The sequence below is a fragment of the Maritalea sp. genome, assembly GCF_051251695.1.
Lineage (GTDB): Bacteria > Pseudomonadota > Alphaproteobacteria > Rhizobiales > Devosiaceae > Maritalea.
Genome location: NZ_JBPOEU010000069.1, coordinates 1 through 4,105, shown reverse-complemented (window position 1 = coordinate 4,105; position 4,105 = coordinate 1). Strand labels below are relative to the sequence as shown.

The following is a 4,105-nucleotide window of genomic DNA, read 5'->3' as shown; positions in this document are numbered from 1 at the left end:
GTTCATGGGCGGCGCAGCGCCCTATGCCACTGCCGCCACCCGTGATGACATATGTTTGATCAGCAAAACAATTCGCCCTCAAGCACGATTGATAGCTCATGCTTTTTCTACCCAGCTTTTCGGCACCGTAATCGGCATCGATAACAACATTTGTGCTGCGGCCTTGCCTTGTGTGTCTGTTCTGAGTGACGCCGTACCACCACCGCCTAATGCTTGGGTCATCAAGAAGTTAAACCCGTTTATGCCTGGTAGGTTATAGCGCAAAACGTGACCTTCAAGTTGATGAGCAAAGTAGGTAGCGACGACCTGTTCAGTCACTTGTTGGTAAAGTACAGGTAAGTATTTAGCTTCTCGCGCAATAAGCCCAATATTGACGTTATCGCCTTTATCACCGCTGCGAGCATAAGCCAGAGTTACCAGCGGTACGCTAGTCAGCGACTCACTGCTTGCAGTATCAGAGCTTGTAACGTCAGCTTTAATCGCATCTGGCGAAAATTGTGCAGCCTCTGCAACAGGCGATGACTCTGGAGTCAGGTAGCATTGTGTGAAGAGCACGGTTTTGTTTAATTGCACCGTAACGCGTACGTCTGACTTATCAATCAGCGCCGAATGCACGCGAATCAATGGTTGTGGTTTGGGCCGCCCTGCCCCAAAACCACTCATGCCCGGCGCTGCTGATGTGGCTAAATAGGCGATTTCACTGGCGGCAAAATGCAATGCCATTTTGTTATCGTGATGCAAACCAAACTTGGCAATGACCTCCCGAGTATTTTGCGCTTTTGCGTGGGGGCCGTAGGTATCTTCAGCACCAATAATTTCGATACTGGTGCGCCGATAACCGCCCAGCCCTTTTGCAGCAAATGCTCGCTCTGTGCGTTTAACAAGGGCGTTTATGTTAACTCTGGCTTTATCCGCTGCTCGCTCGCCACCCACAAAGAAAGAGCTTATCAACTTGTAGCCATCGACGTAGGTGGCGCACACTTTATACTGATTACCCGGCGCTCGCCCCTTTGCCCCCGAAACGCTGACTCTATCTTTGCCTGTTTGAGTCAGGGTGATATCGCTAAAGTCACAGGCGACATCTGGCAATAAATAATTCGCTGGGTCGCCTATTTCATACAAAACCTGTTCGCCGATCGTGGCCTCAGTCACCATGCCACCTGTGTTTGGCACTATACCTACCTCGAACGCGCCGTTGGCACTCACTTGAGCAATAGGGTAGCTCATGGTGGAAAAGTCAGGCACCAAATGCCAATCAGTAAAATTACCGCCGGTGCACTGGGCACCACACTCTAAAATATGCCCGGCCAATGCACCTTGAGCCAGTTTTTCGTACTCGTTTTCTTGCCAGTTAAATTCGTGCATTAGTGGCCCTATCACTAAAGCGCTATCCACTACGCGCCCTGTTACCACCACATCTGCACCAGCCGCTAAGGCGTCAGCGATGGGGCGCGCACCTAAATAGGCGTTGATGCTACTCAAACGCTCGGGTAAAGGCTGCCCCGTTTGCATTTCTGCAAGGTCATCGCTATTTAGATTCTGGCGATTGGTGGATAAATCATCACCGTACACACCTGCAATATTCAAGCTGATATCAAGCTCACTGCATAGTGTCTGAAGTGCCGTGATGCAGCTTGGTACGTTCATACCGCCCGCATTTGCTATCACTTTTATGCCCTTTTGGGCGCAATCGGCCAATACATCTCGCATGGCCACAGTGACAAAATCTACGGCATAGCCATAATCACAGTTTTTGGCTTTGGCTTGAGACAAAATCGCCATAGTGACTTCGGCTAAATAATCAAACACCAAGTAGTCAATATTGCCATCGTCCACCAGCTGGCGAGCTGATAGTTGACTGTCGCCATAAAAGGCCGATGCACCGCCAATTCTTACTGTTTTGTTGCTCATAAACGTCCTTGGTTACGCATCGCTGTGCGTATCGTCGTTGCTACTGATAGTGACCAATAGCTCTTTGGATTTCACCTGCTGGCCTATTGCTGCGCGCACCTCAGTGACTAGCCCTGTGCTCAGCGCCTTTAACTGATGTTCCATTTTCATGGCCTCCATGACGACCATAAGTTGCCCGGCTTCAACGGCATCCCCCTCTTTTGCCAATACATCAACTATCACTCCGTCCATGACGGCATTGATTTCGCCACTCGCGTTTTGTTCACTCACACTTGCTGGCAGCTGGGTAATATCGTCTATTCGGAAATGGCCGCTGCCATCGTCTAAAAAGAGTGTTTTGTCTTGCAGCGCATAGCTAAAACCTTGGCGGATCCCCTCTTCAATCACTACGGCTTGATTAGCCCCATGACTTACTAGGGTGAGTTCGGTCTCTTGTGCTTCACTTTTAACTAAGTAACTATCCTCTTGTTTTTGTATTTGCACTGCGTGAGCCTGCTCATTGATTTTCAGGGTAAAGTGATACACCTGAGGCGCTGCACTGCTCCAAGAGGGCTGGCCAAATGAAGGGTGCTGAAAGTAAATCATGGCGGCTCTGGCAAGCGTGCCTATAGCGAGGGCTGTATTTTGGGTACTGGCATGCTCAGTAAAATGTTGTTCGATAAAGGCCGTTGTCGCTTCGGCGTTTATAAAAGCGGGGTGGCGCAGTACATTGAGTAAAAAGCGTTTGTTGGTGTTCACACCCACTAGTTGAATGTCTTCAATGGCACTGGCGAGTCGCCGTGCGGCGGTTGCTCGGTCTGGCCCAAAGGCGATGACTTTAGCCAACATGGGGTCGTAATGGGCACTGACGGTATCGCCGCAATGAATACCGTGATCAACGCGAATGCCTTCACGTTCAGGGTATTGCCATACAAGAATATTGCCCGTTTGTGGCATAAAATTTTGCCGAGGATCTTCCGCGTACAACCGCACCTCAATGGCGTGTCCGTTAAGTGAAGCGTCCGCTTGGGTCAGTGGTAGCATTTCACCCGCCGCTACCCGCAGTTGCCACTCAACTAAGTCCAGACCTGTGATAAGTTCAGTGACCGGATGCTCTACTTGTAAGCGGGTATTCATTTCTAAGAAGTAGAAGTTTTTGTCACTATCAACCAAGAACTCAACCGTGCCTGCACCTTGATAACCGCAAGCTTTGGCTGCACTCACAGCAGCTAGCCCCATGCGTTCCCGCAGCCCTTCATCCACAAAAGGCGACGGCGCTTCTTCAACCACTTTTTGATGACGACGCTGTATCGAACAGTCACGCTCACCTAAATAAACGGTATTGCCCTGACTATCAGCAAATATTTGGATTTCGATATGACGAGGAGCCAAAACAGCGCGTTCAAGAATGAGTTCACCGCTACCGAACGCACTAAGTGCTTCAGAGCGTGCAGTTTTGATTTGCGCGGCCAGTTCACCTTGCTCAGTGGCCAAACGCATACCGCGCCCGCCACCACCGGCTGAGGCTTTAACCATGATAGGAAAGCCCACATCTGCCGCCTTTTCAATCAGCACTTGGTCGCTTTGTTCTGCCCCTTGATAACCGGGGATACATGGCACGCCTGCGTCTAACATGGCCACCTTAGACAAGCGCTTGCTGCCCATCAATTCAATGGCCGAGGCATCAGGGCCAATAAACTGAATCCCCGCTGCAGCACAAGCCCGCGCAAACGCTGGGTTTTCGGATAGAAAACCATAGCCAGGGTGAATAGCATCGGCTTGGGTTTTGTGCGCTGCAGCAATAATGTTGTCGATCATCAGGTACGACTCGGACACGCTGGCAGGGCCAACGCACACGGCTTGATCTGCGGCGAGTACATGGGCAGCCTTTTTGTCTGCCTCGCTATATACAGCCACTGTGCGATACCCCATTTGTCGAGCCGTACGAATAACCCTAACAGCAATTTCGCCACGATTGGCAATCAGTATTTTGTGAAACAGATTTTGCTTTTTCAGTCCATGCGGTTGTATTGCACCTGCTCGTGTATTGCTATTTTGAATCTTCATTATTTGCTCAGTACTCATGTATGCCTGCCTCTATTTACACCAGCTATTTACAACAGCTCTATTCACACCAGCTTGGTTTGCGTTTTTGCATAAAGGCTTGAGTGCCCTCTTTACCTTCGTCAGACGATAAGGCTTGGGTAAATACATC

At 50.0% G+C, this 4,105-nt stretch carries 2 protein-coding genes; both read right to left on the bottom strand.

The window, feature by feature from the left end; translation table 11 throughout:
• Nucleotides 1-96: 96 nt before the first annotated feature.
• Nucleotides 97-1,911: an acyclic terpene utilization AtuA family protein gene (locus tag ACSHWX_RS17920; protein WP_435669575.1), complete on the bottom strand. Its 1,815-nt coding sequence runs from the start codon at nucleotides 1,909-1,911 to the stop codon at nucleotides 97-99.
• A 12-nt stretch (nucleotides 1,912-1,923) separates the two neighbouring features.
• Complete coding sequence (locus ACSHWX_RS17915; RefSeq protein WP_435669574.1) at nucleotides 1,924-3,957, bottom strand: acetyl/propionyl/methylcrotonyl-CoA carboxylase subunit alpha; 2,034 nt, start codon at nucleotides 3,955-3,957, stop codon at nucleotides 1,924-1,926.
• Between the last annotated feature and the right edge of the window lie 148 nt (nucleotides 3,958-4,105).